This window comes from Caulobacter sp. AVps16 (genome assembly GCF_058681455.1).
Genome location: NZ_CM178739.1, coordinates 1,547,553 through 1,571,789, shown reverse-complemented (window position 1 = coordinate 1,571,789; position 24,237 = coordinate 1,547,553). Strand labels below are relative to the sequence as shown.

Sequence of the window (24,237 nt, the reverse complement as noted above, 5' to 3'; positions counted from 1 at the left end):
CCGGGAGAAGCCTGCCAGCCCGTGGTTCCAGGCTGCGAATGATGTTTCAGGCCCTAGCCCATGACGACAAAGGGAAATTCCATTCCGCCCCGGGCCATGATGCGCCTTACGGGCCATTCGACGCGACCCAGGTCGTCAACTTGACATTAAGGAAGAACGCCTAGAGAACATTCGCAAGGTTTGCGGTTTGTTCCGCGTCTTCATCGAGGTCGAGATGCTCACGCGCAAGCAGCACGAGCTGCTGATGTTCATCCATGAACGCATCAAGGAGAGCGGGGTTTCACCGTCCTTCGACGAGATGAAAGAGGCCCTGGACCTCGCCTCGAAGTCCGGCATCCACCGCCTGATCACCGCGCTGGAAGAGCGCGGCTTCATCCGCCGCCTGGCTCACAGGGCCCGGGCGCTGGAAGTGGTCAAGCTTCCGCAGCAGGCCACGACGGCTGCCCCGCCCAAGGGGCGCGGCACCTTCAAGCCCCAGGTGCTGGAGGGTGGCGGCTCCGTTCCCGCAGCTCCCGCCGGGGCCACGACGGCTGCCGCCAATGACAGCCGCGAATTGCCGATCCTGGGCAAGATCGCCGCTGGCACGCCCATCGACGCCATCCAGCACGAACGCGATCGACTGCCAGTGCCAGAATCCATGCTCGGCGGCGGGGAGCACTATGTTCTGGAGGTGCAGGGCGACTCGATGATCGAGGCCGGCATTCTCGACGGCGACTATGTCATCATCAAGAAGGGCGACACGGCCACCTCGGGGGAGATCGTCGTGGCCCTGGTCGGCGAGGAAGCCACGCTGAAGCGCCTGCGCAAGAAGGGCGGCTCAATCGCCCTGGAGGCGGCCAATCCCAAGTACGAGACCCGCATCTTCGGACCTGATCAGGTCGAGGTTCAGGGCAAACTGGTGGGGCTCATTCGCCGGTACCACTAGGTCTTCAGGCTTGGCGAGATTTGAGGCCGTCCCGGCGATGTCGGGGCGGCCTTTTTTGGTTTCCGGACCACTGGCCCCCTCCGCGCCTTCGGCGCTCCTCCCCCGCAGGGGGAAGATGGTGAGGTCCGCGCTACCGATCTTCCCCCTCCGGGGGAAGATGATCGCGAAGCGATCCGTAGGGGGCAAGTCGCCGCCCTGCCCTACTCCCGCGCGATCCGCGCCAGGTGCCCCAGGATCTTCTCCGCCGCATCCAGCCGCTGGGCCGGGCTGTCCCATTCGCCCTTGATCACCACCTTCTGGTCGGGCCTTACCTTCCAGATCAGGCTGTTCTTGGCGACGTACTGCATCAACCCCAGCGGGTTGGCGTAGGTATCGTTGCGGAAGCTGGCCACAGCCCCCTTGGGCCCGACATCGATCTTGGCGACATTGGCTTCGCGGCACAGGCCCTTGATGGCGACAACCTTGAGCAGGCTGTCAGTCTCGGGCGGCAACGGGCCGAAGCGGTCGATCAGCTCGGCCGCCAGGGCCTCGCGGTCGGCCGACTTCTCGGCTTCCGACAGACGGCGATAGAGCGACAGGCGCACATTGAGGTCCGGCACATACTCGTCCGGGATCATCACGGCCGCGCCGGTATTGATCTGGGGTGACCAGCCGCGATCCTCCAGCAGGGCTTCGGCACCCTGGCGCTGGCGCAGTTCGGCGACGGCATCTTCCAGCATCTGCTGATAGAGCTCGACCCCGATCTCCTTGATGTGGCCGCTCTGCTCGTCCCCGAGCAGGTTGCCCCCGCCGCGCTGGTCCAGATCGTGGCTGGCCAGCTGGAAGCCGGCCCCCAGGCTGTCGAGGGATTGCAGGACCTGCAGGCGCTTCTCGGCCGACAGGGTGATGGTCTTTTCGTTCGGCGTGGTCAGATAGGCATAGGCCCGCGCCTTGGACCGGCCGACCCGGCCGCGGATCTGATAGAGCTGGGCCAGGCCGAACATGTCGGCACGGTGCACGATCAGGGTGTTGGCCGAGGGGATGTCCAGCCCGCTTTCCACGATGGTCGTGGCGAGAAGCACGTCGTACTGGCCCTCATAGAAGGCCGTCATCACGTCTTCCAGCTGGGTGGCCGCCATCTGTCCGTGACCGACGATGTACTTCACCTCCGGCACCTGGGTGCGGAGGAACTTCTCGATCTCCTCCAGGTCCTTGATGCGCGGCACGACGTAATAGGCCTGGCCGCCGCGATACTTCTCGCGCAGCAGGGCCTCGCGCAGGGTCACCGGATCGAACGGGCTGATATAGGTCCGCACCGCCAGGCGATCGACCGGCGGGGTGGCGATGATCGACATTTCGCGAATGCCGCTGAGCGCCATCTGCAAGGTGCGCGGGATCGGGGTAGCGGTCAGGGTCAGCATGTGCACATCGGCGCGAAGCTCCTTGAGCTTCTCCTTGTGCTTGACCCCGAAGTGCTGCTCCTCGTCGACGATCACCAGGCCCAGGTCCTTGAACGAGACCTGCTTGCTGAGCACCGCATGGGTGCCGACAACGATCTCCATCTGGCCATTGGCCAGGCCTTCGCGGGTCTCGGCGGCTTCCTTGCCGGTGACCAGACGCGACAGGCGGGTGATCTTGACCGGCCAGCCCTGGAAGCGGTCCTTGAAGGTCTTGTAGTGCTGGCGGGCCAGCAAGGTGGTCGGGCAGACGATGGCCACCTGCTTGCCGCTCATGGCGACGACAAAGGCGGCGCGCAGGGCGACCTCGGTCTTGCCGAAGCCGACGTCGCCACAGATCAGGCGGTCCATGGGCTTGCCCGAGCCCAGATCACTCAGCACATCGGCGATGGCCGACAGCTGGTCGTCGGTTTCCTCATAGGGGAAGCGGGCGCAGAACTCGTCGAACACACCTTGCGGCGCATCGGTCTCTTCCACCGACTTCAGCTGGCGGGCGGCAGCGATCTGGATCAGGCCCTCGGCCATGACCCGCAGGCGTTCCTTGGCCTTGGCCTTGCGGCCCTGCCAGGCCGCGCCGCCGAGCTTGTCGAGCTGGACGTTCTCGCCGTCGGTGCCGTAGCGGGTCAGGAGGTCGATGTTCTCGACCGGCAGATAGAGCTTGGCCTCGCCGCCGTAGAGCAGGTCCAGGCAGTCGTGCGGCGCGCCCTGGACGTCGAGGGTCTTGAGGCCCTCATAGCGGCCGATGCCGTGGTCGATATGCACAACGAGATCGCCCGGCGTCAGGGCGCTGGCCTCGGCCAGGAAATTGGCGGCGCGGCGCTTCTTGCGCGGTCGGGCCAGGCGGTCGCCGAGGATGTCGGTCTCGGAAATGACCGCCAGGTTCTCGGTCTCGAAGCCGTGGTCGAGCGGCAGGACAACCCGCTGCGGGACCTTGGGATCATTGGCCTTGGCCGCCTGCCAATAGGCCGCATAGGGGATCTTCTTGAGACCGTGGTCGGCCAGCATGGTCCCGAGGCGCTCTGAGGAGCCCTCCGACCAGGAAGCGAACAGCACGCGCTTGCCACTGCTGGTCAGGTCGCTGGCATGGGCCGCGGTGGCCTCGAACAGATTGACGCTGTCCTGGGCCCGCTCGGCGGCGAACACCCGGCCGAGCTTTGCGCTCATGTCGATCACATCCAGGCCCTGGGGCTGGAACGGCGTGAACCGGCGGTGCGGACGATCGTCGAGGGCCTCTTCCCACTCTGCAGCGGTCAGGTAGAGCGCACTGGGCTCAAGCGGACGATAGGCCGACTTGCGGTCTGCGCTGGCGCGAGCCTCATAGGCGTCGGCGATCATCGCCAGCCGCTCGTCGCGCGCCTCGGTGGCCTGATGGTCGACGCCGATCAGGGATCCGGCCGGCAGATAGTCAAAGAGGGTCGCCATCCGCTCGTAGAACAGCGGCAGCCAGTGCTCGAGGCCGGCGCGGCGACCGCCTTCACTGACCGTATTGTAGAGCGGATCATCGCCCGGCGCGCCGAACTTGGCGACATAGCCACGCCGGAACCGCGAGATGCCGTCGGCGTCCAGCAGGGCCTCGCTGACCGGCAGCAGGTCGATGTCCTTCAGCTGCTTGGTCGAGCGCTGGGTCTCGGGATCGAAGGCACGGATGCTCTCCAGCGTGTCGCCGAACAGATCCAGCCGGACGGGTTCCTCGGCATTCGAGGGATAGACGTCGATGACCCCGCCTCGGATTGCGAACTCGCCCTTTTCCGAGACCGTGGAGGCGCGGACATAGCCGTTGACGGCGAAATAGCGCTCCAGATCCTTGATATCGACGCTGTTGCCGACCGTGGCCGAATAGCTGGCGCGCATCAGAACGGACTTGTCGGGCACGCGCTGCAGCATGGCAGGTGCCGCGATCACCAGCAGGGCGGGCTTGGCGGTGCCCAGGCCACGGGCCAGGCGGGACAGGGTGGCCATCCGCTGGGCGGCCACGCCGGCCGAGGGCCCGACCCGGTCATAGGGCAGGCAGTCCCAGGACGGGAACAGAACGGCGTCGATCTCCGGCGCGAAGAACTTCAGCGCGTCGACAAAGGCATTGGCACGGGCGGTATCGCGGGCGACGAAGGCGGTCAGTCCACCCCGAGCCCGGGCAATGTCGGCCATGACCAGGGCATCGAAGCCCTCGGGCGCGCCGGCGAGAGTCAGCCCACCGGCCGCCTTGGCGATCTGCTTGGCATCGTAGGCCATGGGACCCTCTTAAGCGCCGTCGCCGATCGGGCGGACCGCATGGGCCTCAAAACGGAAGGTGCGGATCATGGCCAGGACGTCGGTCTCGAACGCCTCGGGCGTGGCCTCCTGGCCGACGATCCACGCATAGATCTCGCGATCCGGATTTTCCAGAAGCGCCTCGAGCCGATCCAGCTGTTCTGGCGTCAGGGTCTGGGCGTGGTTGTCCGCAAACGGCCCCAGAATGAGGTCCGCTTCCCGAAACCCGCGATGCCAGGCGCGGAACCGAAGCCGCCGGAGGCGGGAGTCGTGATCAATGGTCATGTGCCCGGCGGATATAGAGGGCCCAGCGGGCGGGCGCCAGCGCTCAAGCCCCTTAAGCGGCGGGTTTGCGCCACTCCAGGATCACATACCAGGGCACGCGGTTGTAGCGCGCGGCCTTGGCCGGTGGGCCACCGGTGGCTGCGGGCTCGTCAAAATGGGTCAGGACCAGCCCCTGGGCCAGGAACCACTGCATGTAATCGCTGAGCGGCCGATGCCAGTTGCGAATGGAAATGCCGCGCCAGCGCTCCCAGGTCGACCGCCGCTCCAGATAGTGATCCATGGCGAAATGGACGAGCCGGCCCAGCAGATTGCGCTGCCAGCCATCATGGGCGCGGGCGGTGCTGAAGCCACTGAGATTGGCGACCAGCAGGGTCCCGCCCGGGCGAAGGACCCGCGCCATCTCGGCGATCGCAGCCTGTGCCCCCTCGATGTCGATCAGTGTCAGATAGGTGACCACGAGATCAAACTGCCCGTCGGCGAAGTCGAGCGTCTCGGCCCGACCCTCGACATAGACACCGTCAGGATCGCGGGTCCGTGCCGCAACCAGAAGCTCCGGGGTCGGATCAAGTCCGACAGGCTCGAACCCCTCGGCCCGCAGAAGGCGACAGAACCGCCCTTCTCCGCAGCCCACATCCAGGGCCGCACCCCTGGTCAACCGGCGCAGCCTCTCGACCATTGGACCATCGAGGACATACTGGCGGCCAAAATCACCGGTTTCGCCCATATCGTCGATCCAGGCCTTGGCCGAGCTCTTCCATCCCCCGTCGTCCATCTTGGTCTCTCGCCTCGACTGCTTGCCATCATTGACTTTGCCGGGGTTCGGCCTATTTATCCCCAGCTTCGGAGCAGGTCAGGCGAATCCGCGCCACCCGTTCGCCCAAATACGGGTGGCTTCGAATTTCAGCCAGAATGACATGACAGAATTTTCCGAACTCGGGCTGTCGCCCACGACCCTCCAGGCGGTCGCAGACACCGGCTATACGACAGCTACCCCCATCCAGGCCCAGGCGATCCCGGTCGCCCTCGCCGGTCAGGACGTTCTGGGCATCGCCCAGACCGGCACCGGCAAGACCGCCGCCTTCACCCTGCCCCTGATCGACAAGCTGATGACGGGTCGCGCCAAGGCCCGCATGCCGCGCGCCCTGGTCATTGCCCCGACCCGCGAACTGGCCGACCAGGTCGCCTCCAGCTTCGAGAAGTACGCCAAGGGCACCAAGCTCTCCTGGGCCTTGCTGATCGGCGGCGTCTCGTTCGGCGACCAGGAAAAGAAGCTCGACCGCGGCGTTGATGTGCTGATCGCCACCCCCGGCCGCCTGCTCGACCATTTCGAACGCGGCAAGCTGCTGATGACCGGCGTGCAGTTCCTGGTCGTCGACGAAGCCGACCGCATGCTGGACATGGGCTTCATCCCGGACATCGAGCGCATCTTCAAGATGACGCCGCCCAAGAAGCAGACCCTGTTCTTCTCGGCGACCATGCCGCCGGAAATCACCCGCCTGACCAAGCAGTTCCTCAAGGATCCCGTGCGGATCGAGGCGGCTCGTCCGGCGACGACCAACGAAAACATCACCCAGCTGCTGGTCAAGGTGCCCTCCTCCGATCCGAAGGCCAAGCGCCTGGCGCTGCGCGCCTTGATCGAGAAGGCCCAGATCGAAACTGGCATCGTGTTCTGCAACCGCAAGACCGAGGTCGACATCGTCGCCAAGTCCCTGCGCTCGCACGGGTTTGACGCCGCTGCCATCCACGGCGACCTCGACCAGAGCCAGCGCATGAAGACCCTGGCGGCCTTCCGCGACGGCTCGCTGAAGATCCTGGTCGCTTCGGACGTTGCGGCCCGCGGGCTGGACATTCCGGCGGTCAGCCACGTCTTCAACTATGATGTGCCGCACCACGCCGACGACTATGTGCACCGCATCGGCCGCACCGGTCGGGCCGGACGCTCGGGCGTGACCTACATGCTGGTCACCCCGGCCGACGACAAGGGCTTCGACAAGGTGGTCAAGCTGATCGGCTCGACACCGGACGAAGAAAAGCTCGAGCTCGACTATTCCCAGGCTGTCACTGTCCATCGCGACGGGGACCGCAAGCGCGGTGGCCGCGGCGCGCCGCCCAGCCGCGATCGCGGCGGCGAACGCGAACCGGGTGAACGCTCGGCCCGTGGCGGCCGCGGGGCTCGCAACCGCGACGCCGAAGCCGTCGCCCCTGAAGCCGCCACCCCGGTCGACAGCCAGCCAGAAGCCGCTGCAGTTGAACCTCGTGAACCGAGGCCGCCGCGCGAGCGCAAGCCCCGCGAACGCGGTCCCCGCGCTGATCGCCCTGAACGGGTCGTCCAGGCCGAGACTGTCGAAGCCGTTGCAGAGCCTGTCGAGGCCGAGAGCGAAGCCCGTCCGGCTCGGGATCGCGGTCGCGACCGTGGACGCGGTCGCCCGGAGCGTGCGCCCCGCCCGGAACGGACTGAGGCTCCCGCTGCCGTCGAAACCGAGACCTTCGCGCCGCGTGAGCGCAATGATCGCCCGCGCCCCGAGCGGGAGGCCCGACCGGCTTCACCGGTGCGCGGCGTCCAGCCGGTGCGTGGCCGCGAGGACGATGATGATCGCCGCGTCGTCGGCTTCGGCTCCGATACCCCGGCCTTCCTGATGCGCGCCCCGCCGCGCCTGCCGAAGGTTCCGACCGACGACTGAAGCCGCGTCGCGGTTTCTGCCCAAAAAGAAAGGCGCCCGGCTTCTGGCCAGGCGCCTTTTTTGTGCTGCAGGCCCTGGAGCCGGCGGGATCAGCGCTTGATCTGGCCCGCCAGATACTTGCGGATGCCTTCGCCATAGGGCGGACGCAGGCCGAGCATCGGCGCAATGTCCTTCTTCAGCTGCTGGAACACGGCCTTGCGATGGCTGAACTCCAGGAAGCCGTCATGGCCGTGATAGGCGCCCATGCCGGCGGGGCCCACGCCACCGAACGGCAGTTCTTCTTGGGCAACGTGGAAGATCACGTCATTGACCGTAACGCCGCCGCTGGTCGTGCGCTCAAGCACCCGATCCTTCTCGGCCTCGTCCGTTCCGAACCAGTAGAGGGCCAGAGGGCGATCATGGGCATTGATATAGTCCACCGCCTCCTCGACCCGTTGGTAAGTTTTCACCGGCAACAGGGGACCAAAGATCTCTTCCTGCATGACCGCCATGTCGTCGGTCGGATTGAGGATCAGGGTCGGGGCGATCTTGCGGTGCGGCTGCTGGGACAGGTCCTCATTGGCCGGATTGATCTCGACGATCGTGGCCCCCTTGGCCCGGGCATCCTCGACATAGCCGGTGATCCGGTCGAAATGCCGCTGCGCCACGACCGCCGTATAGTCGGGATTGTCCTTCAGCGTCGGGAAGTAACGGCCGACCGCCGTCTTGGCCTCGGCCACGAAATTGTCCAGCTGATCGGCCGGGGTAAAGACATAGTCCGGGGCCAGGCAGATCTGGCCGGCGTTAAGGGTCTTGCCGTTCATGATCCGGGCCGCGGCGGTCGCCATGTCCACGCCGCGCGACAGGATCACCGGGCTTTTTCCGCCCAGTTCCAGGGTGACCGGCACCAGGTTCTCGGCTGCGGCCCGCATGACGTGCCGGGCCACGGATGTCGCGCCGGTGAAGACGAGGTGGTCAAAAGCCAGTCCGGAGAAGGCCTGCCCGACCTCAGCGCCCCCGACAAAGACAGCGATTTCATCCTCGGAAAACGCCTTGGCAAACATGGCCTTCATCAGGTCCGAGGTTGCCGGCGTGAACTCCGACGGCTTGATCATGGCGCGGTTGCCCGCCGCCAGAATGCCCGCCAGGGGGGCAAAGGTCAGATTGACCGGGAAGTTCCAGGGGCTGATCACCCCGACCACGCCCTTGGGTTGGTACTGGACGCTGGCCTTGGCACCAAACAGACCCAGGATCGCCGGCGTCGTCTTGCGCTTCTGCGGCTTCATCCACTTGGCCAGATTGTCCTTGGCGAACTTCAGCGGCCCGATGGAGCCTGCGACGTCGGTCAGGGCAGTGGCTTCCGGCGAGCGGGATCCGAAATCGGCACTGACAGCCTTGGCGATCTCGGCCTGGTGCCCGACCAGCAGATCTATGCAGCGATCCAGCCGCGCGATTCGCTGTTCCGCGGTCCAGGGGCCGTCCTGTAGGTGAGCCGCCTTCTGGCGCTGCAGCACATGGTTCATCTCGGCCTTGTGGGCCTCGAGCGTCAGATTTGTGGGTGCGTTCATGGTCGCTGTCCTCCCGTCGGCCCTCTGAGGGCTCATCTTATCACTGTTCACAATGATCGGCGAAGGCGTGAAGTGCAAGAGAACCTTGTTCGCTCTTAACCGCTCGTTTGAACTCTCGGGCCTAGAGTGCTGCTCCAAGCGCTCGGCATTCTCGCTACGGGAAGACGCCGACTGGGGAAGAAAAGATGTCGGACGTCGAAATTACGCTGCGTGGCCCCGAGGCCTACAAGATTGCGCGACGCGCTCTGGACCTCATGGAACGCCATCAGGTCTGGCCTACCGCGTTGAATTTCGAACTGTGGACCCACTTTGTTGCGGACCCGGACGGCGCTCTGGCGCGTGAACTCACACGGCTGATTTCGCTTGGCGAGCCGATGACCGAGATCATCAGCGAAGAGCTCGCAGCAGCCTACCTTCCCAAGGCGCGCCTCAACGAACAGATCCGCGACGCCGGTGACCTGCTCAGCAAGGAACTGGCCTCGGTTTCCAAGGCGATCCAGAACGCCCAGAAAACCAATGCGGCCTTCGGCAAACAGCTGGATGGCGCGACCAAGGACCTCAATGCCAGCGCCGATGTCGGGGCCATCAAGTCGGTGGTGACCAGCCTGGCCCAGGCCACAAGGCGGGTCCACAAGGAGAACCAGTCGCTCGAGGCCCGCTTGGCCGAATCGACGGCCGAGGTCGATCGCCTGCGCGAACACCTCGAACAGGTCCGGCGGGATGCCACGACGGACGGCCTGACCAACCTCGCCAACCGCAAGGCCTTCGACGAAGAGCTCGATCGGGCTTGCGCCGAAGGTGATGAGGCAGGCTCCAGCCTTTGCCTGGCCGTGCTCGACATCGACCATTTCAAGGGCTTCAACGACACATGGGGCCACCAGACCGGTGACCAGGTCATCCGTTATGTCGCTTCGGTGATCGGCCGCGTCGCCGCCATGCCGCGCTTCGCGGCCCGCTACGGCGGCGAGGAGTTCGCCATGATCTTCCCGCGGGAATCGGCCGCGATCGTTGCCAGCTGCCTTGAGGAAATCCGGGTTGAAGTCTCTTCGCGGACGCTCAAGCGCCGCTCGACCAATGAGGATCTGGGGACAATCACCATCTCGTCCGGCTTTGCGGAACGGGCTCGCGACGAAAGCAGCCATTCGCTGATGGAACGCGCTGACGCGGCGCTCTACGCCTCCAAGCGCAGTGGCCGTAACAAGGTCAGCTCGGCCGCCGATGCAGCCGCCTCGGCCAACGCCGCCTAGGCTTTTCAGCCCTGGACCTTCGAAGAGCGCCGCCGTTTTCGCGAACGGCGGCGTTTTCGTGTCAAATTCCCTCTGGCCTTCCGCCGGGTCAGGGGCGCCTAGCTAGGCCCCAAGAGCGCAAAGAGCATGGCGGCCAAACCGGACAGCCGGTTTGGGCGACCGCCGTGCGCCAGAATGAATGCCTTGGGAGGACGCCATGGACTATCAGAGAATCCGCCTGACGGCCGAGAACGGCGTCGCCACGATCACCCTGGCCGACCCGACCACGCTGAACGCAGCCAGCCTCGACCTGGCGCGGGAAATCACCCACGCCCTCGCGGCCATCACCCACGGCAAGATCGAGGCACGGGCCCTGGTCATCACCGGGGAAGGCCGGGGCTTCTGCTCCGGAGCCAATCTGTCCGGCGGTGGGCCCGCCGCCCGGGAACTGGACGTCGACGGCAAGCCTGACGCAGGCTCAGCGCTTGAGACCGTCTACAATCCGATGATGACGGCGCTGCGCGACTTTCCCTATCCGATCGTCACGGCTGTCAATGGGGCCGCCGCCGGCGTCGGCTGCTCGCTGGCCCTGATGGGCGACATGATTGTCGCCGGTGAGAGCGGCTATTTCCTGCAGGCTTTCCGACGTATCGGCCTGGTGCCCGACGGCGGCTCGACCTATCTGCTGCCGCGCCTGGTCGGCAAGGCCCGGGCCATGGAAATGATGCTGCTGGGCGACAGGATCCCGGCCACCAAGGCGCTCGAATGGGGCCTGGTAAACCGCTGTGTACCCGATGGCGAGTTGATGGCCACGGCAACCACCATCGCCCGGGAACTGGCCAACGGCCCGGTGGCCCTGGGGGCGATCCGCAAGCTGGTCTGGGACAGCCTCGACGCCGACTGGAACGGCCAACTGCACGCAGAGCGCAAGGCGCAAAAGTTCGCCGGCAAGACCGAGGACTTCATCGAAGGCGTCAGCGCCTTCCTGCAGAAGCGCGTCGCTCAGTTCAAGGGGCGCTAGAGCTTGTCTGCAGGTCCTGCAGGATCCGCAGGGCCTCTTCGGCCTGCTCGGCCGGCACAAGGACATGGTCGTGGTGAAGGGCCGCGACCATGTTGCAGGCGATCCCGGCTTCCGCCAGGGCCGATGCCACCGCAGCCGTAAGGCCGACCCCGTCCAGGGCTGAATAGACATTCAGGGTGATCAGCCGCATGGGGTCTGCGACGGAAAATCCCTCTGCCTCGGCCTGGTCGCGGTCAAGGATCAGGCTGACGCCCTCGACCTCGCGAAACATGCCCAGGGGCTGATGCCTGGCCCAATCCTCGTCGGCAGCGCAGAAAACCAACTGGCCAGGCTGGAGGCTGGGCGAGAGTCCGGCCAGCATGGTCTGACGGTCCCGGACGATCTCCGTCATGCGCCCGGAGCATCAAGATAGGGCTTGTAGCTCTTCTCCTCGACGATCTCCGACCCGGCCGCAGCATTGATGGCGCGCTTGATGGCGGCCCTCTGGTCGTTCTCGATATAGACCCGGCGCGCCAGGGCCACGAAGTCCGGTCCAAAGTCCTGCCGGCGCTCGCAATCGCGCTTGCCGTCCTCAACATCCCACAGCGCGGCATTCACGGCCGTCAGGTCACCGGTCAGGCGCTCGATTTCATCGCTGGCCGGAAGGTGCGAGGCCGCTGTCGCCTCCAGCAGGGCCAGTTCCTTGCGGACATTGGCCTCCTTGGCCGGATCGCCGATCCGCTGGGCCTTAACCCGCAGGATGGTGATCTTGTCGATCAGTTCGCCGGCCGAGATCGGCGCAAGGATAGGCATGAGGGCAACTCCGCAATTCAGGCCCGCGCCATCAACCTCGACAACGCCGCCTCAACCGCTTCGCTGGGCAAAGCGGCCATGGCGTCTCCGTAGTCCTCCGCGACCAGCATCTCAAGTCGGGCGGCGGCCGGACGGAACTTTACCGCCTTGCGGGCGTCCTTCTGCAGCGACAACAGCGGCGCGCCGCCGGCCGCCAGCATATGGCCCGGCCCCGCATCATTGGCGACGGCCGCACAGAGACGACCGGCCAAGGCGATGACCAGGAGCGGCCCTTTCACATGCGGAAAGGCGTCGGTGCGCTCGCGCTCGGGGAAGCACGCCTTGGGGAGTTCGGCCCGGGCCCGGGCAGCGTCCTCAGCCTCGTCCGGACCAAAGAAGAATACCGGCGTCGCGCCGATCTGCTCCAGATGGCTGGCGAGCGCGATATAGCGCTCCAGCGGCCAGCGCTTCTCCTGACCGCCCGCCCCCGGGGCCAGTCCGACATAGGCCTGACCGTCAGGCAGCAGGGCCCGGGCAGCGGCCAGGGCGTCGGAATGGGCCAGGGCAATTGGTCGCGGCGCGCCCTGCCCGTCCGTCGCCAGGGACAGCAGCCTCGCCAGACGATCTGTCACCGCCAGCGGCCAGTCCTTGCTGCGCGCCAGCCGCGCGGCGGAGATGAAGCGCCCCGTGGCGGCCCGCCGGGCCACGACGCTGCGGCGGAGGTTTTCCTGGGTGTCGATGACCAGATCAAACCGACGGCCGCCGAAGGGCCGGGCCCAGGGCAGCAGGTCGCGCAGTCGCGCTCCGGTCACGTCCTTGGACAGGATCTCGTCGACATAGCCCTCGACGACCGCCTTCAGGGGCCCCGAATAGACGGTTTCGCCCTTGGCGGCGCACCAGCTGATGGTGGCGTCGGGGAAGGCGGCGCGCAGGCCGGCGATGAAGGGCAGCTTGATCAGCCCGTCACCGATCACCTCACCCATCGAATAGACCAGGATCGACTTGACCATGGTCTGGATTAGGCCGCCGGCGGCCTTTGGGTCAATCGGCGGACTCGACCGCAGGCTGGATCGTCACGCTCTCGCCACAGCCGCAGGCGTCGGTCTCGTTGGGATTGTTGAACACGAACTTCGACGACAGCTTGGTGGTCTCATAGTCGATCGTCGTGCCGATCAGGAACAGCACCGCCTTGGGGTCGATCAGGATGGTGACGTCCTTGTCCTCGACCACCTCGTCCAGCGGGTTCTTCTCGAGGGCATAGTCGAAGACGTATTCCGAGCCGGCACAGCCACCGTTCTTCACACCGACCCGCAGGCCGGCATAGGGCTTGTCGGGCTCTTCAAGCGCCTTGCGGGCCATGATCTCCTTCACGCGCGCCGCCGCCGCGTCGGTCAGGGTGACGACCTTGGGACGGGGGCGACGAACGCGGGGGGTGATGGCGGTTTCCATGGGTTTCGAACCGATCAGAACATGTTCAGTTGCAGCTTGGCTTCGTCGCTCATCCGCGACGGATCCCAGGCCGGGTCGAAGACGAGGTCGACGGTGCAGGACTTGAGACCCGGGATTTCCATCACCGCATCGCGCACCCAGCCCGGCATCTCGCCGGCCACCGGGCAGCCCGGCGCGGTCAGGGTCATGTCGATGGCCACGTCCTTGTCGTCGCTGACATCGACCTTGTAGATCAGGCCGAGCTCATAGATGTCGACCGGGATTTCCGGGTCATAGACCGACTTCAGCTTCTCGATCAGCAGATCGGTCAGCTTGGCCAGCTCTTCCTTGGGCAGGGCTGAGGCGGTCTCGGGAACGGCAGCGTCGGTCATGAAGGGCTCAACTGAAGAAACGGCGGGCCTTGGCCAGAGCGTCCACGAACGCATCGGCCTCGGCCTCGGTGTTATATAGGGCGAAGGACGCACGGGCGCTCGACGTGACGCCAAAGCGGCGCATCAGGGGCTCGGCGCAATGGGTGCCGGCCCGCACGGCCACGCCGTAACGGTCCAGCACCTGGGCGATGTCATGAGCGTGGGTGCCCTCGATGGTGAAGGACAGGACGGCGCCCTTGCCCGGGGCCTCGCCCAGGATCTTCAGCCCGTTGACGCCCCGCAATTGCTCGGCAACCCGGTCATAGAGCGCATGCTCGTGGGCGAAGATGGCGTCGCGATCCAGGCCGGTGAGCCATGCAATCGCTGCGCCAAGGCCGACGGCCTCGAGGATGGCCGGTGTGCCGGCCTCGAAGCGATGCGGCGGGTCGGCATAGGTGATGACGTCCATCGACACCGAGCCGATCATCTCGCCGCCACCCTGATAGGGCGGCAGGGCGACCAGGCGTTCGGCCTTGCCGTACAGCACGCCGATGCCGGTGGGGCCGTACAGCTTGTGGCCAGAGAAGACGTAGTAGTCGACGTCCAGGGCCTTCACATCAACCTTGGAGTGGACCACGCCCTGGCAGCCGTCGATCAGCACCTGGGCCCCGGCCGCATGGGCCAGACGGACGATCTCGGGCACATCATTGACCGTGCCCAGCACGTTCGACATCTGGGTCAGGGCGACCATCTTGGTGCGCTCGGACAGCAGGCCCCGATAGGTCTCCATGTCGAGCTGGCCGTCGTCCAAGACCGGCACGAACTTCAGGACCACGCCCTGGCGCTCGCGGAGGAAGTGCCACGGCACGATATTGGCGTGGTGCTCCATCTCGGAGATGACGATCTCGTCCCCGGCCTTCAGCGACTGGCCGAAGGTCGCCGCCACCAGGTTCACCGCCTCGGTCGCACTCTTGGTCCAGACGATTTCGGTCGGTTCGGCATTGATGAACTTCGCGACCGTTTCCCGAGCCGCCTCATAGGCTTCCGTCGTTTCATTGGCCAGGGTGTGCAGGCCGCGATGGACATTGGCATAGGAGGTGCGGGCGAGACCCATCATGGCGTCCAGAACCGCATCAGGCTTCTGGGCGCTGGCGGCGCTGTCCAGATAGATCAGCGGCTTGCCGTGCACGGTCCGTTGCAGGACCGGGAACTGGGTGCGGATCGCCTCGACATCGAAGGGGGCATCGAACGCCATCAGGTCGCGCTCCGTCCGAGCCGCTGGGCGACCCAGGCGCGGGCCAGTTCGCGGGCGGCATCATGTTCGATGCGCTCGACCACCTCGCCGACAAAGGCCTCGGTCAGCATGGCGCGGGCTTCCAGCTCGGGGATGCCGCGCTGGCGGGCATAGAAGATCGCCTGCTCGTCCAAGGCGCCGATGGTGTTGCCGTGGGCGCAGGACACGTCGTCGGCGAAGATCAGCAGCTCGGGCTTGGCGTCGACCTCGGCCCGGTCCGACAGGATCAGGGCGTGGTGACCCATGCGGGCGTCGGTCTGGTCAGCGCCGGGCTGGACGATGATCCGGCCCTGGAACACGCCGCGCGCCTGGTCGGCGACCATGCCCTTGGTCAGCTGCGAGGTTACGCCCTCGACGCCGCCATGAGTGACCTGGGTGGTCAGGTCGGCGTGGCGCTGCCCGTCCAGCAGGTAGATCCCGTCGAGGCGCAGGTCGGCATGGGCACCGGGATGGGCGACGCGGGTCTCGAGCCGCTGGCGTCGGGCGCCGGAGGTCAGGATGGTTTGCGCATAGGTGGCGCCAGGCGCCAGGGCGACGTCGGCCGTGCTCACCGTCACCGCATCGGCCAGGTCGTCGACAAGGACGATCCGCTCCAGACGAGCGCCTTCGCCAACCGAGACGTCGAGACCGATATTGGCCAGATAGCCGCCCGCCCCCTGCCCTTCATAGCTTTCCAGCAGGGTCAGGGTCTGGCCGGGCGCGACCGTCACCGCAAACTCGGCGTCGTGCGCCGTGGCGTCGGCGTGGGACACGAACCGCAAAGCCAACACCCCGGCCTCGGGCACCGGCTCACCTTCGCGTACCCAACCATTGACGATCAGGACAGTCGCGTCGGCCAGCGCGTCGAACGGACCCGCGCCGACGTCGCCGAGAAACGCCGGTGACTCAGCCGGGATGGTCCGGATCAGCCCGCGCAGGTCCGTCCAGCGCCAGTCCTCATCACGTCGCGACGGCAGACGGCTGGCGTCTCCAGTCTTCAGGGCGAGAGCCAGGCTCATGCCGCGGCGCTCGCATACTTGTCGTAGCCTTCGGCTTCCAGCTGCAGCGCCAGCTCCGGACCGCCCGAGGCGACGATGCGGCCGGCGGCCAGCACGTGGACGCGGTCGGGTTTGATATAGTCCAGCAGGCGCTGATAGTGGGTGATCACCAGCATACCGCGCTCGGGAGAGCGCAGGGCGTTGACGCCCTCGGAGACGATCTTCAGGGCGTCGATGTCGAGGCCGCTGTCGGTCTCGTCGAGGATCAGGAACTTCGGCGACAGCATCGCCATCTGGAAGATTTCCATCCGCTTCTTCTCGCCGCCCGAGAAGCCGACATTCAGGCCGCGCTTGAGCATCTCGAAGTCGATCTTCAGCGAGGCGGCCTTCTCCTTGGCCAGCTTCAGGAAGGCCGGCGCGGCGACCTCATCCTCGCCCCGCGCGCGGCGCTGGGCGTTGAGGGCGGTGCGGATGAAGGTCAGGGCCGGAACGCCCGGGATTTCAAGAGGATACTGGAAGGACAGGAACAGGCCCTTGGCGGCACGCTCATTGGCGTCCAAGGCCAGCAGGTCCTCGCCATTGAGGCTGGCCGAACCCTCGGTGACCTCGTAACCGCCGCGGCCGGTCAGGACGTAGGACAGGGTCGACTTGCCCGCCCCGTTCGGCCCCATGATGGCGTGCACCTCGCCGGCCGGCACGTCCAGGGTGACGCCCTTGAGGATGGCCTTGTCTTCGACGCGGGCGTGGAGGTTCTGGATATTAAGCATTGAAAGCCGTGATCTTTTCGAGCGTCTGGATAGCGAAGGTGGTCGGCTTGCCGGTCAGGGCCGGCGCCTCCCATTCATGTTCGGGGCTATAGGCGGCGAGTTTCAGAAGTTCAGTCAGCAGCGCGCGCTCGGCTGCGGCATCGGCATTGCCTTTCGCCAGCAGCTTGGCGCAGCGGTCGATCAACGGGGCCTCGTCGCCATAGGGATTGATCCACGTGCCGTGCGCCGCCTGATAGGCCAGCTGGCGCGCGTACTTGTATTCCTTGTCGTTCAGACCGAAGCGGGCGGGGATCATGTCACGGGCTCCAGCAACTCAATCCGGTTGCCAAAGGGATCGTCCACATAGATGCGGTCGTAGCCTTCGAGCGGTTCATCGTCCCGCAGCACGTAGCCGCCGTCCCGAAGCAAAGCCTTCAGCGTTTGAAGATCGGAGACCAGCAGCCCCGGATGTGCCTTGAGGGCGGGGTGGAAGTCGGCCTCGACGCCAAGATGGATCTTGAGCGCCCCGCGCTCAAACCAGCAGCCGCCGCGCGTGGCGAGTTTCGGCGGCTTGGGAGTCTCGGGTAGACCAAGCACATCGCCATAGAAGGCGCGCGCAGCGGCTTCACCACCGGCGGGCATGGCCAACTGAACATGGTCGATCGCCAACAGCATCAGCCGACCGAGCCTTCCAGCGAGATCGCCACCAGCTTCTGGGCCTCGACGGCGAACTCCATCGGCAGCTGCTGCAGCACGTCCTTGACGAAACCGTTGACCAGCAGGGCCACGGCCTCTTCCTGGTTCAGGCCGCGCTGCTGGCAATAGAACAGCTGGTCGTCCGACAGGCGGGTGGTGGTGGCCTCGTGCTCGAACACCGACTCGCCATTGCGGGCCTCGATATAGGGAATGGTGTGAGCCGCGCAGGTCTTGCCGATCAGCAAGCTGTCGCACTGCGTGAAGTTGCGGGCACCCTTGGCCTTGGGGTGGGCGCTGACCAGGCCGCGATAGGTGCTGGTCGACTTGCCGGCGCTGATGCCCTTGGCAACGATCCGCGACTTCGTGTTGGCACCCAGGTGGATCATCTTGGTGCCGGTGTCGGCCTGCTGGTGACCATTGGTCACGGCGATCGAATAGAACTCGCCCGAACTGCCTTCGCCGCGCAGCACGCAGGAGGGATATTTCCAGGTCACGGCAGAGCCGGTTTCAACCTGGGTCCAGCTGACCTTGGAGCGATCGCCCCGGCAGTCGGCGCGCTTGGTGACGAAGTTGAAGATGCCACCCTTGCCGGTTTCCGGATCACCCGGATACCAGTTCTGGACGGTGGAATATTTGATCTCGGCGTCGTCCAGCAGAACCAGCTCGACCACGGCGGCGTGCAGCTGGTTCTCGTCGCGCATCGGGGCCGTGCAGCCCTCGAGATAGGAGCAATAGGCCCCCTTGTCGGCGATGATCAGGGTGCGCTCGAACTGGCCGCTGTCCTTGGCATTGATGCGGAAATAGGTCGACAGCTCCATCGGGCAGCGCACACCCGGCGGGATGTAGACGAAGGATCCGTCGCTGAAGACCGCGCTGTTCAGGCAGGCGAAATAGTTGTCCGAGGTCGGCACAACCGAGCCAAGATACTGCTTCACCAGATCGCCGTGCTCGCGGATCGCCTCGCTCATCGAGCAGAAGATCACCCCGACCGCCGCCAGTTCCTTCTTGAAGGTGGTGACGACGCTGACGCTGTCGAACACGGCGTCCACGGCATAGCGCGGGGCACCTTCAACGCCGGCCAGAACTTCCTGCTCTTTCAGCGGGATGCCCAGCTTTGCGTAGACGGCAAGGATCTCGGGATCGACCTCGTCCAGGCTCTTGGGCCCCTCCTTGGTCTTGGGGGCCGCATAATAGTAGGAGTCCTGGTAGTCGATCTTGGGATAGCTGACCTTGGCCCAGTCCGGCTCTTCAAGCTCAAGCCAGCGACGATAGGCCTCCAGACGCCAGTCCAGCATCCACTGCGGCTCGTCCTTCTTGGCCGAGATGAAGCGCACGATGTCCTCGGAGAGCCCCTTGGGGGCAAACTCCTGATCGATTTCGGTGGTGAAGCCGTGCTCGTATTTCTCAAGCGAGGCAACGGCTTCGACGGTTTCTTTAACTGCGGCCACTATGCCACCTCCCGGCGCCGGGCGCCGATACGCTTCCAGGCGGCGATCCAGGCGTCGCCGCATTTGATCCAGTCGTCTTCCGTGCTCGCCCAGCCGCCGCTGACTCGCAGGGCGAAGGGTGCCAGGTCGGAACGGCCCATGGCCTCCACCACGCGGCTGGCCTTGACCTTGCCCGACGAGCAGGCACTGCCGGCACTGGCCATCACGCCGGCCAGATCCAGGTTCATCACCTGGATCTCGGAGCCGAAGCCCTCGCCGGCAAAGCACAGGGTCTGGGGCAGGCGATGTGCTGCCTCCCCGAGCACGACAGCGCCTTCAGCCCTGACGCGTTCCGCCAGGGCGTCGCGCCATTGGGCTTGTTCGGCCATCGCGGCAAGGTCGCGCGACGCCGCGTCGGCGGCCGCGCCGAAGGCGGCTATGCCCGCGACATTCTCGGTGCCGGCCCGGCGTCCCCGCTCCTGTCCGCCGCCGTGCTGACGACGATGCAAGGTGGCGCGGGTGCCGGCGACCAGGGCGCCGACGCCCTGAGGACCGCCCAGCTTGTGAGCCGACAGCGCCAGGGTATCGGCACCGAGGGCGGAAAAATCGATGGCGAGCTTGCCGGCAGCCTGGACCGCATCGACATGCAGCCACCCCTCGGCCGCGCGCACCAGGGCGGCGGCTTCGGCGACCGGCTGAATGACCCCGGTCTCGTTATTGGCCAGCATCAGGCAGACCAGGGCGCGGCCGGGGGCCTTCAGGTCCGCTTCCAGCCAGGGCAGGTGCGCGACACCATTGGCATCGACCGGCCAGGTCTCGACCGGCAGGCCGCTGGCCTTGGCGGTCTCGACAACCGCGTCATGCTCGGTCGCGCCGACGATGATCCGGGTGAAACCACTGGCCCGGGCGCTCTCGATGGCCAGGGCATTGGCCTCGGTGCCGCCACTGACAAAGGTGACCGAGCCCGACGGCACGCCGACCAGGGCGGCGACCCGGGCCCGAGCCGCTTCGACGACATCCCGCGCGGCACGGCCGGCGGCGTGGACTGAGGAGGGATTGGCCGGCACCTCAAGGGCGCGCAGCAGTGCCTCGCGCGCCTCAGGACGGATCGGCGCGGTCGCGTTGTAGTCGAGATAGATCGAGGTGCGGGACGGGGTCACTCCGCCGCGATCTCCAGAGGCCCGGGACGAAGACGCCCCTGCAGCACGTCGGCCACCGAGACCGAGGCCAGATAGCCATGGATCTGCCGGCCCATCTCCTCCCAGAGGTCATGGGTCATGCAGCGCTCGCCACCGGCCATGCAGCCCTTTGGGCCGCCTTTGGTCAGGCCGCAGCGGGTAGCCCGGAGCGGTTCATCGACCGCCAGGACAATGTCGGAAATCAGGGTCGTCTCGGCACCCTGGGCCAGGCGATAGCCGCCGCCGGGACCGCGGGCACTCTTGACCAGACCCTTGCGGCGCAGGCGCGCGAAAAGCTGTTCCAGATAGGACAAAGAGATCTGCTGACGGGCGGCAATCTCGGCCAGGGCGACGGCGCGCCCCTCCCCTTCGTCCTGGCGCTTGGCCAGGTCGGTCATGGCCATGACGGCGTATCGTCCCTTGGTGCTCAGGCGCATGCGCCTTACTCCTTGCAGATTCCGCGCGCATCGGCTTTTGCGTGTGCTACAAGCCGCGACTTCGCGCCGGACCCCAGGGTCCGCGTCGCTGGTTGGATTTAGGAAGACCAAGCGCAGTGGTCAAGTATTCCATCGGTCGAAAGACCCGGAATCGTCCGCCGCTTGTCGAAACGATGGGGTCGATATGCCTGATGTGATTTTGACTGGCGCGTCCGGACGGATCGAAGGTCGCTACTCGCCGGGCAAGACGGAATCCGCGCCGATCGCGCTGATCCTGCACCCGCACCCGAAGGCCGGCGGCCATATGAACCATCCGGTTTCGGTGCAGCTCTATCACCTGTTCATGAAGCGCGGCTTCGCGACCCTGCGCTTCAATTTCCGCGGCGTGGGTCGCAGCCAGGGCGAGTTCGACGCCGGCATCGGCGAGCTGGCCGACGCGGCCACGGCCCTTGACTGGTTGCAGACCTCCAACCCGGCCGCCAGCCAGACCTGGGTCGCCGGCTTCGATTTCGGGGCCTATATCGGCATGCAGCTGCTGATGCGTCGCCCGGAGACGGATGGCTTCATCAGCGTCTCGCCGCCGACCAACATGTACGATTTCAGCTTCCTGGCCCCCTGCCCGGCCTCGGGCCTGTTCCTGACCGGCTCGGCCGACAGCATCACCCCGCCGGTGGAAGTCGAGCGCGTGGTGTCGAAGCTGCGCACCCAGAAGGGCATCGTCATCGACTACGAGGTCATCGACAAGGCCAGCCACTTCTGGACCGAGCACCTGCCCTTCGTGGAAAAGAGCGTCGGCGACTATCTGGACAAGCGGATCGAGATGAACCCGATCTGATCCTTCCCGGTCTGACAGTTCAAAGGCCTCCCTTCGGGGAGGCCTTTTTCGTTCAGGGCTGAACGATCCGGCCGCCGGTCATCGGCGCAGCGACGCCTGTGGTTCCCGGAAAACTGATAGGCAGACCCCGGGCGGTGCGGGCGGCCAGAAAGGCGAAAGCCTCGGCCTCGATCGCATCGCCGCGCCAGCCCACGGCCTCGGCCGTCTTGACCGGCACCGGCACACGGGCGGCCAGCACCCGCATGATCTCCGGATTGTGCCGACCGCCACCGCAGACAATCAGGGCGCTCGGCCGCGCGCCCTTGTCGAAGGCCTTGACCACGGCCTCGGCCGTGAAGGCCACCAGGGTGGCTGCCGCGTCTTCTGTCGACAGCCGCTCGACGGCGTCGAGGCTGAAGTCATAGCGGTCCAGCGACTTGGGGGCCGGGGCGTCGAAATAGCCTCCCGACAACAGGGTCCGCAGGGCGGTCTCGTCGACCGTGCCTGATGCGGCCAGGCGGCCGTTCTCATCGAAACGGCCCAGGCCCCGCCCCTGCAGCAGCAGGTCGATCATGCCATTGCCAGGCCCGGTATCGAAGGCCAGCAAGGTGCCCTCGGCATCGATCAGGGTGATGTTGGCCACCCCACCGATATTGAGCGCCGCGACGGGGGCGGCGAGACCCGAGGCCCGGGCCCGGGCGGCGTGATAGACCGGGGCGAGCGGCGCGCCTTCTCCGCCAGCCGCGACATCGGCGGTGCGAAAATCGAAGCCCACGGGACGTCCGCTGCCGGTGGCCAGCCTCTGGGCATCCAGCAGCTGAACGGTGCGGCCGATCCGGTCGGGCTGGGGGCGCTCGTGCAGCACGGTCTGACCGTGCACGCCCAGCAGGTCGAAATCTTTCCAGGCCAGGCCATGCTCGGCGATGAACCGCTCGGCGGCGTACAGATGCTCGTCGGCGACGGCCCGCCTGGCGTCGTCAAAGATGGCCGGCTCGGGCTCGCCGCGCGGCCAGGCCCGAGCCTGGTCTGTCGCCTCCAGCAACAGGTCACGGGTTGCCTCGCGGAGCTTGCTTTCACCGGCCGGGCCGAAGGCCTGGATGGTCTCGCCATCGGTCTCCAGCACCGCCATGTCGACGGCGTCGAGCGAGGTGCCGGTCATGAATCCCAGGATGCGCATGGCCGTTGACTGCCATGCCGGCGGGCCTGTAGCTAGACCCCATGATCGTCGTCCGCCTCCCCGTCCGCGCCTATTACCGCCCGCTGAAATAGCGGGAGGCCGGCCTGACACGTCGATGCGCCCCCGCCCTGCCGGGGTCGCGTCTCACCAGATCAAAGCGCTCCGGCCCTATCCGGAGACTGACCTTATGAAACCCTCGCCACATCCGGCCCCGCCCGTGCTAGACGGCGCGTCGTCAGAATTAGAGAGTCGAGCCATGTCCGCCCCCGCCGCCTTCAAGTCGGAATTCCTTCAGACCCTGCAGGCGCGCGGCTATATCCACCAGATCACCCATCCGGACGAGCTGGACGCCGCTGCGACCTCCGGCGTCGTGACGGCCTATATCGGCTTCGACGCCACCGCGCCGTCCCTGCACGTCGGCTCACTGATCCAGATCATGATGCTGCGTCGCCTGCAGCAGGCCGGCCACAAGCCGATTGTCCTGATGGGCGGTGGCACGACCAAGGTCGGCGACCCGACCGGCAAGGACGAGAGCCGCAAGCTGCTCAGCGATGCCGACATCGCCGCCAACATCGCCGGCATCAAGTCGGTGTTCGCCAAGTTCCTGACCTTCGGCGACGGCCCGACCGATGCGATCATGGTCGACAATGACGCCTGGCTGTCCAAGTTCGGCTACGTCCAGTTCCTGCGCGACTACGGTGTCCACTTCACGGTCAACCGCATGCTGGCCTTCGACAGCGTCAAGCTGCGGCTCGAACGCGAACAGCCGATGACCTTCCTTGAATTCAACTACATGCTGATGCAGGCGGTCGACTTCCTTGAACTGAACCGCTCGCATGGCTGCGTCCTGCAGATGGGCGGCTCGGATCAGTGGGGCAATATCCTCAACGGGGTCGAGCTGACGCGACGGGTCGACCAGAAGGCCGCCTACGGCCTGACCACGCCCCTGCTCGCCACGGCCTCGGGTGCCAAGATGGGCAAGACCATGTCGGGCGCAGTCTGGCTGAATGCCGAGCAGCTTAGCCCCTATGACTACTGGCAGTTCTGGCGCAACACCGAAGACGCCGACGTCGGGCGCTTCCTGAAGCTGTTCACGGATTTGCCGCTCGAAGAGATCGCGAAGCTTGAAGCCCTGCCGGGAGCCAAGCTGAACGACGCCAAGAAGGTTCTGGCGGACGAGGCCACCCGCATGGCGCATGGTGAGGAGGCCGCACGCTCTGCCCGCGACGCCGCCGAGAAAGCCTTTGAGCAGGGCGTGACCTCCGCCGACCTGCCCACCTTCGAGATTCCTGCGGCGGATCTGCAGGCCGGCATCGTCCTGGCCAACCTGTTTGCCGATGCCGGCCTGGCCGCCTCGCGCGGCGAAGCCCGTCGCCTGGCCCAGGGCGGCGGCGTAAAGGTCAATGACCAGGCCGAGCCCGATGCCAACCGCCTGGTAACGGAGGCCGACCTGATCGACGGTGTCGTCAAGCTGGCGGCCGGCAAGAAGAAGATCGTTCTGATCAAACCGGTCTAAGCTGCGCGCAGTCCCGACTCGCGCGCGCGGGTCGGGT

Annotated in this window: 24 protein-coding genes; 6 read left to right on the top strand and 18 right to left on the bottom strand. The window is 66.2% G+C overall.

Translation table 11 applies throughout. The features are described from left to right. Positions 1–214: 214 nt before the first annotated feature. Entirely contained in the window at positions 215–925 is a 711-nt protein-coding gene (lexA, locus tag ACW17U_RS07655; RefSeq protein ID WP_492055707.1) for a transcriptional repressor LexA, read from the top strand. A 200-nt stretch (positions 926–1,125) separates the two neighbouring features. On the opposite strand, the gene mfd is transcribed toward lexA, so the two are convergent. Genes mfd through ACW17U_RS07640 form a run of 3 tightly spaced genes read right to left on the bottom strand, consistent with a single transcriptional unit; the run spans position 1,126 to position 5,665 of the window. Further along, positions 1,126–4,590 carry a transcription-repair coupling factor gene (gene mfd / locus ACW17U_RS07650; protein ID WP_492055441.1) on the bottom strand — a complete coding sequence of 1,155 codons (3,465 nt, stop codon included), beginning with the start codon at positions 4,588–4,590 and terminating at the stop codon, positions 1,126–1,128. Positions 4,591–4,599: 9 nt separating this feature from the next. Next, positions 4,600–4,893: an FAD assembly factor SdhE gene (locus tag ACW17U_RS07645; RefSeq protein WP_062146508.1), complete on the bottom strand. Its 294-nt coding sequence runs from the start codon at positions 4,891–4,893 to the stop codon at positions 4,600–4,602. A gap of 52 nt (positions 4,894–4,945) precedes the next feature. Next, on the bottom strand, positions 4,946–5,665 hold the full coding sequence (locus ACW17U_RS07640; protein ID WP_492055440.1) for a class I SAM-dependent methyltransferase: 720 nt from the start codon (positions 5,663–5,665) through the stop codon (positions 4,946–4,948). Positions 5,666–5,807: 142 nt separating this feature from the next. On the opposite strand from ACW17U_RS07640, the gene ACW17U_RS07635 reads away from it, so the two are divergent. Then, positions 5,808–7,574, top strand: coding sequence for a DEAD/DEAH box helicase (locus tag ACW17U_RS07635; protein ID WP_492055439.1), 1,767 nt, complete (start codon positions 5,808–5,810; stop codon positions 7,572–7,574). Positions 7,575–7,663: 89 nt separating this feature from the next. Here ACW17U_RS07635 and ACW17U_RS07630 read toward each other — a convergent pair whose 3' ends face one another. Further along, a complete protein-coding gene (locus tag ACW17U_RS07630) occupies positions 7,664–9,121 on the bottom strand; it encodes a coniferyl aldehyde dehydrogenase (protein WP_492055438.1) in 1,458 nt (485 codons plus the stop codon). A 185-nt stretch (positions 9,122–9,306) separates the two neighbouring features. On the opposite strand from ACW17U_RS07630, the gene ACW17U_RS07625 reads away from it, so the two are divergent. Further along, positions 9,307–10,368, top strand: a complete 1,062-nt coding sequence (locus ACW17U_RS07625; protein WP_492055437.1) for a GGDEF domain-containing protein — start codon at positions 9,307–9,309, stop codon at positions 10,366–10,368. A 196-nt stretch (positions 10,369–10,564) separates the two neighbouring features. Next, complete coding sequence (locus ACW17U_RS07620; RefSeq protein WP_492055436.1) at positions 10,565–11,368, top strand: enoyl-CoA hydratase/isomerase; 804 nt, start codon at positions 10,565–10,567, stop codon at positions 11,366–11,368. Here ACW17U_RS07620 and ACW17U_RS07615 read toward each other — a convergent pair. Genes ACW17U_RS07615 through ACW17U_RS07555 form a run of 13 tightly spaced genes read right to left on the bottom strand, consistent with a single transcriptional unit; the run spans position 11,355 to position 20,693 of the window. Beyond that, a complete protein-coding gene (locus tag ACW17U_RS07615; protein ID WP_492055435.1) occupies positions 11,355–11,759 on the bottom strand; it encodes an ACT domain-containing protein in 405 nt (134 codons plus the stop codon). The genes ACW17U_RS07620 and ACW17U_RS07615 overlap by 14 nt on opposite strands. Further along, positions 11,756–12,160, bottom strand: coding sequence for a DUF6165 family protein (locus ACW17U_RS07610; protein ID WP_492055434.1), 405 nt, complete (start codon positions 12,158–12,160; stop codon positions 11,756–11,758). The genes ACW17U_RS07615 and ACW17U_RS07610 overlap by 4 nt, the downstream gene beginning before the upstream one ends. 17 nt (positions 12,161–12,177) lie before the next feature. Further along, positions 12,178–13,149 carry a glycosyltransferase family 9 protein gene (locus tag ACW17U_RS07605; RefSeq protein ID WP_492055433.1) on the bottom strand — a complete coding sequence of 324 codons (972 nt, stop codon included), beginning with the start codon at positions 13,147–13,149 and terminating at the stop codon, positions 12,178–12,180. Between the two features lie 31 nt (positions 13,150–13,180). Further along, positions 13,181–13,588 carry a HesB/IscA family protein gene (locus ACW17U_RS07600; protein WP_492055432.1) on the bottom strand — a complete coding sequence of 136 codons (408 nt, stop codon included), beginning with the start codon at positions 13,586–13,588 and terminating at the stop codon, positions 13,181–13,183. A 14-nt stretch (positions 13,589–13,602) separates the two neighbouring features. Then, positions 13,603–13,959, bottom strand: coding sequence for an SUF system Fe-S cluster assembly protein (locus ACW17U_RS07595; protein WP_062146525.1), 357 nt, complete (start codon positions 13,957–13,959; stop codon positions 13,603–13,605). Positions 13,960–13,966: 7 nt separating this feature from the next. Further along, a complete protein-coding gene (locus ACW17U_RS07590) occupies positions 13,967–15,193 on the bottom strand; it encodes an aminotransferase class V-fold PLP-dependent enzyme (RefSeq protein WP_492055431.1) in 1,227 nt (408 codons plus the stop codon). After that, on the bottom strand, positions 15,193–16,230 hold the full coding sequence (gene sufD, locus ACW17U_RS07585) for a Fe-S cluster assembly protein SufD (protein WP_492055430.1): 1,038 nt from the start codon (positions 16,228–16,230) through the stop codon (positions 15,193–15,195). The genes ACW17U_RS07590 and sufD overlap by 1 nt, the downstream gene beginning before the upstream one ends. Next, positions 16,227–16,976 (bottom strand): Fe-S cluster assembly ATPase SufC, encoded by a 750-nt coding sequence (gene sufC / locus ACW17U_RS07580; protein WP_492055429.1) that lies wholly within the window; start codon positions 16,974–16,976, stop codon positions 16,227–16,229. The genes sufD and sufC overlap by 4 nt, the downstream gene beginning before the upstream one ends. Then, complete coding sequence (locus tag ACW17U_RS07575; RefSeq protein WP_492055428.1) at positions 16,969–17,271, bottom strand: hypothetical protein; 303 nt, start codon at positions 17,269–17,271, stop codon at positions 16,969–16,971. Before ACW17U_RS07575 ends, sufC begins: the two co-directional genes overlap by 8 nt. Next, positions 17,268–17,630 (bottom strand): VOC family protein, encoded by a 363-nt coding sequence (locus ACW17U_RS07570; protein ID WP_492055427.1) that lies wholly within the window; start codon positions 17,628–17,630, stop codon positions 17,268–17,270. The genes ACW17U_RS07575 and ACW17U_RS07570 overlap by 4 nt, the downstream gene beginning before the upstream one ends. Beyond that, complete coding sequence (gene sufB, locus ACW17U_RS07565; RefSeq protein ID WP_492055426.1) at positions 17,630–19,099, bottom strand: Fe-S cluster assembly protein SufB; 1,470 nt, start codon at positions 19,097–19,099, stop codon at positions 17,630–17,632. The genes ACW17U_RS07570 and sufB overlap by 1 nt, the downstream gene beginning before the upstream one ends. Further along, positions 19,099–20,238 carry a cysteine desulfurase family protein gene (locus ACW17U_RS07560; protein WP_492055425.1) on the bottom strand — a complete coding sequence of 380 codons (1,140 nt, stop codon included), beginning with the start codon at positions 20,236–20,238 and terminating at the stop codon, positions 19,099–19,101. Before ACW17U_RS07560 ends, sufB begins: the two co-directional genes overlap by 1 nt. Continuing rightward, a complete protein-coding gene (locus ACW17U_RS07555) occupies positions 20,235–20,693 on the bottom strand; it encodes an Rrf2 family transcriptional regulator (RefSeq protein WP_062146538.1) in 459 nt (152 codons plus the stop codon). The genes ACW17U_RS07560 and ACW17U_RS07555 overlap by 4 nt, the downstream gene beginning before the upstream one ends. Positions 20,694–20,877: 184 nt before the next feature. Between ACW17U_RS07555 and ACW17U_RS07550 the strand changes: the two genes are divergently transcribed. Next, entirely contained in the window at positions 20,878–21,528 is a 651-nt protein-coding gene (locus ACW17U_RS07550) for an alpha/beta hydrolase (protein ID WP_062146540.1), read from the top strand. A 52-nt stretch (positions 21,529–21,580) separates the two neighbouring features. Here the strand turns inward: ACW17U_RS07550 and ACW17U_RS07545 are convergent, their stop codons facing one another. Then, positions 21,581–22,684 carry an anhydro-N-acetylmuramic acid kinase gene (locus tag ACW17U_RS07545; RefSeq protein ID WP_492055424.1) on the bottom strand — a complete coding sequence of 368 codons (1,104 nt, stop codon included), beginning with the start codon at positions 22,682–22,684 and terminating at the stop codon, positions 21,581–21,583. A gap of 187 nt (positions 22,685–22,871) precedes the next feature. On the opposite strand from ACW17U_RS07545, the gene tyrS reads away from it, so the two are divergent. Continuing rightward, on the top strand, positions 22,872–24,200 hold the full coding sequence (gene tyrS / locus ACW17U_RS07540; RefSeq protein ID WP_492055423.1) for a tyrosine--tRNA ligase: 1,329 nt from the start codon (positions 22,872–22,874) through the stop codon (positions 24,198–24,200). The last annotated feature ends 37 nt before the right edge of the window (positions 24,201–24,237 follow it).

Excerpts from the sequence above, each read along its gene's own strand:
- lexA (WP_492055707.1), top strand. The coding sequence starts at position 215 with ATGCTCACGCGCAAGCAGCACGAGCTGCTGATGTTCATCCATGAACGC.
- mfd (WP_492055441.1), bottom strand. The coding sequence starts at position 4,590 with ATGGCCTACGATGCCAAGCAGATCGCCAAGGCGGCCGGTGGGCTGACT.
- ACW17U_RS07645 (WP_062146508.1), bottom strand. The coding sequence starts at position 4,893 with ATGACCATTGATCACGACTCCCGCCTCCGGCGGCTTCGGTTCCGCGCC.
- ACW17U_RS07640 (WP_492055440.1), bottom strand. The coding sequence starts at position 5,665 with ATGGACGACGGGGGATGGAAGAGCTCGGCCAAGGCCTGGATCGACGAT.
- ACW17U_RS07635 (WP_492055439.1), top strand. The coding sequence starts at position 5,808 with ATGACAGAATTTTCCGAACTCGGGCTGTCGCCCACGACCCTCCAGGCG.
- ACW17U_RS07630 (WP_492055438.1), bottom strand. The coding sequence starts at position 9,121 with ATGAACGCACCCACAAATCTGACGCTCGAGGCCCACAAGGCCGAGATG.
- ACW17U_RS07625 (WP_492055437.1), top strand. The coding sequence starts at position 9,307 with ATGTCGGACGTCGAAATTACGCTGCGTGGCCCCGAGGCCTACAAGATT.
- ACW17U_RS07620 (WP_492055436.1), top strand. The coding sequence starts at position 10,565 with ATGGACTATCAGAGAATCCGCCTGACGGCCGAGAACGGCGTCGCCACG.
- ACW17U_RS07615 (WP_492055435.1), bottom strand. The coding sequence starts at position 11,759 with ATGACGGAGATCGTCCGGGACCGTCAGACCATGCTGGCCGGACTCTCG.
- ACW17U_RS07610 (WP_492055434.1), bottom strand. The coding sequence starts at position 12,160 with ATGCCTATCCTTGCGCCGATCTCGGCCGGCGAACTGATCGACAAGATC.
- ACW17U_RS07605 (WP_492055433.1), bottom strand. The coding sequence starts at position 13,149 with ATGGTCAAGTCGATCCTGGTCTATTCGATGGGTGAGGTGATCGGTGAC.
- ACW17U_RS07600 (WP_492055432.1), bottom strand. The coding sequence starts at position 13,588 with ATGGAAACCGCCATCACCCCCCGCGTTCGTCGCCCCCGTCCCAAGGTC.
- ACW17U_RS07595 (WP_062146525.1), bottom strand. The coding sequence starts at position 13,959 with ATGACCGACGCTGCCGTTCCCGAGACCGCCTCAGCCCTGCCCAAGGAA.
- ACW17U_RS07590 (WP_492055431.1), bottom strand. The coding sequence starts at position 15,193 with ATGGCGTTCGATGCCCCCTTCGATGTCGAGGCGATCCGCACCCAGTTC.
- sufD (WP_492055430.1), bottom strand. The coding sequence starts at position 16,230 with ATGAGCCTGGCTCTCGCCCTGAAGACTGGAGACGCCAGCCGTCTGCCG.
- sufC (WP_492055429.1), bottom strand. The coding sequence starts at position 16,976 with ATGCTTAATATCCAGAACCTCCACGCCCGCGTCGAAGACAAGGCCATC.
- ACW17U_RS07575 (WP_492055428.1), bottom strand. The coding sequence starts at position 17,271 with ATGATCCCCGCCCGCTTCGGTCTGAACGACAAGGAATACAAGTACGCG.
- ACW17U_RS07570 (WP_492055427.1), bottom strand. The coding sequence starts at position 17,630 with ATGCTGTTGGCGATCGACCATGTTCAGTTGGCCATGCCCGCCGGTGGT.
- ACW17U_RS07555 (WP_062146538.1), bottom strand. The coding sequence starts at position 20,693 with ATGCGCCTGAGCACCAAGGGACGATACGCCGTCATGGCCATGACCGAC.
- ACW17U_RS07550 (WP_062146540.1), top strand. The coding sequence starts at position 20,878 with ATGCCTGATGTGATTTTGACTGGCGCGTCCGGACGGATCGAAGGTCGC.
- ACW17U_RS07545 (WP_492055424.1), bottom strand. The coding sequence starts at position 22,684 with ATGCGCATCCTGGGATTCATGACCGGCACCTCGCTCGACGCCGTCGAC.
- tyrS (WP_492055423.1), top strand. The coding sequence starts at position 22,872 with ATGAAACCCTCGCCACATCCGGCCCCGCCCGTGCTAGACGGCGCGTCG.